The sequence below is a fragment of the Methylobacterium sp. WL6 genome (assembly GCF_008040095.1).
Lineage (GTDB): Bacteria > Pseudomonadota > Alphaproteobacteria > Rhizobiales > Beijerinckiaceae > Methylobacterium.
Window position 1 is genome coordinate 1 of the sequence record NZ_VRVH01000497.1, and the last position, 2,044, is coordinate 2,044.

At 74.3% G+C, this 2,044-nt stretch carries 2 protein-coding genes; one reads left to right on the forward strand and one right to left on the reverse strand.

Translation table 11 applies throughout. The features are described 5' to 3' along the window. Positions 1-772, forward strand: a 772-nt coding sequence (locus FV230_RS27695; protein ID WP_147844647.1) for an autotransporter domain-containing protein, incomplete at its 5' end; no start/stop codon positions are given. Between the two features lie 51 nt (positions 773-823). Here the strand turns inward: FV230_RS27695 and FV230_RS27700 are convergent. Then, positions 824-2,044, reverse strand: a 1,221-nt coding sequence (locus FV230_RS27700; protein ID WP_246695037.1) for an OmpA family protein, incomplete at its 5' end; no start/stop codon positions are given.

A 2,044-nucleotide genomic window follows, 5' to 3' on the forward strand; every position in this document is an offset into this window, starting at 1 on the left:
GCGCCTGCCGAGCGGGTTCAGGCTCGGGCTCGTCGGCGGCTACGCCGAGAGCGCCCTCGACACCGCCGGCCGCCGCGAATCGGCCGGCGTCACCGGCGGGTTCGGCGGCGTCTACGGCGGCTACGAGCTCGGCCCGGTCTCGGTGCGGCTCGGCGCGGTCTACGCCGACGAATCCCTGCGCACCCGCCGCACCGTCGTCGTTCCGGGCGTGTCCGACACGCCGTCCGGCCGCTACGGCGGCAGCACGGTGCAGGGCTTCGGCGAGATCGGTTACCGGTTCCTCGTCGGAGCGCCCGCGCCGGCCGTGCCGGTGGACGCGGAACTGGGCGTGCCGGTGCGATCGGCCCCGACCTACGTCGAGCCCTTCGTCGGTGGCGCCTATGTCGGCATCCACCGCGACCGCTTCGCGGAGACCGGCGGCGTCGCCGCCCTGACCGGGTCCGCCCGCGACTACGACCTCGGTGCCCTGACGGCGGGCCTGCGCGGGCAGACGGCGTTCGACCTCGGCCTCGGCCTGCCGCTCTCGGCGCACGCGCTCCTCGGCTACCGCCGGGCGTACGGCGACGTGGTGCCGAAGGCGCTGCTGTCCTTCGGTGCGGACCCGAGCTTCCTGGCGGCGGGCGTCCCGATCGATCGGGACGCGGTGGTGGCGGAGGTCGGCCTCGACCTGCGCCTGGCTTCCGGCGTGACCTTCGGCGCGGCCTATACCGGCCAGACCGGCGCGCGGGCGCAGGACCACGCGGTGAAGGGCAACCTCACCTGCCGGTTCTGATCCGGCCTGCCGACGGATGCCGCCCCGGGGCGGGCCGGCATCACACCCATCCTATCGCGGCGGGGGAGCCGCCGGGGGCGCCCCGCTCTGCTGCAGCAGCGGGGTGATGCGGCGGACCGTGACCCGGCGGTTCTCGCGCGAGGCGTTCTGCGTGTTCACCTTCAGGTACTGCTCGCCGTAGCCCTGGGTGGTCAGGTTCTCGGGCGGCACCTGGAAGTACTGGGTCAGCACCGTCGCGACCGACTGCGCCCGCCGATCCGACAGCGACAGGTTGTCGACGTCGGCGCCGACCGCGTCGGTGTAGCCCTCGATCAGGAACACCTCCTGCGGGTTGGCGCGGATCGCCTGGTTGATCGCCGCCGCGATCGTCGAGAGCCGGGCGGCCTGGTCGGGCGTGACCGTGAACGAGGCGGTGTCGAAGGTGATCGTGTCGATGTCGACGCTGCGCATCCGGGCCCGCAGCTGCGGGCTGTAGCGGACCTGGTCCAGCGTGTAGCGCCGGTCGACCGCCACCACCGGCGGCGCCGACAGGGCCTCGTAGACCGCGCGCTCGTCGGCCGCGCCGTAATCCACCACGTAGCGCTCGCGCGGGATGCGGATGTCGGGCGGCGGCAGGTCGACCACGTCCTCGTAGATCGGGCGCGGGGCGCCGCCGTAGCTGTTGTCGATCAGCACGACCTCGCGGCCGTCGCGGAAGCGGCGGTAGCGGCGCAGCATCCGGCCGTCGTCGTCCACCACCGTCACGATCTGCTCGCCGCCGGGACGGTCGAGATAGGTGTAGGTGTCCGGCCCGCGCCGCTCGCTGCGGTAGCCGCCGCTGCCGATATCGCGGAAGCGCTCGTTCTCGTCGTGGCGGATGAAGTAGTTGTTCTGATCGCGCACGATGATCCGGCCGGGCTCGCGGATGTAGGTCCGCCCGTCCTCGTTGAACTCGCGGCGGTCGCGACGCACGCGGTCGTAGTCGCGCACGTCCTCGTCGTCGGTGCTGAAGCCGCCGGGGATGTAGCCGGGACGGCCGGGACGGTTGAAGCCGTCGCGGTCGCGGTCGCCGACGCGGCCCGTCGGCACGCCGCGCGGATCGTAGCCCGGCTGCCCGGGCTGGGCGCCCGGCTGCGTGTCGGAACCGCGCAGCCCCGGCTGGCCGGGATTGCCCTGGCCCGGGCCGTCCGGTCCAGCGTCCCGATGCCGTCGAGCCCCCCGGCGGCGCCGGCGGGCCGGGCCGCCCCGGCGGCCCGAATGGCAATCCCAATGCCGCCCCGCCCAATGCCGCCC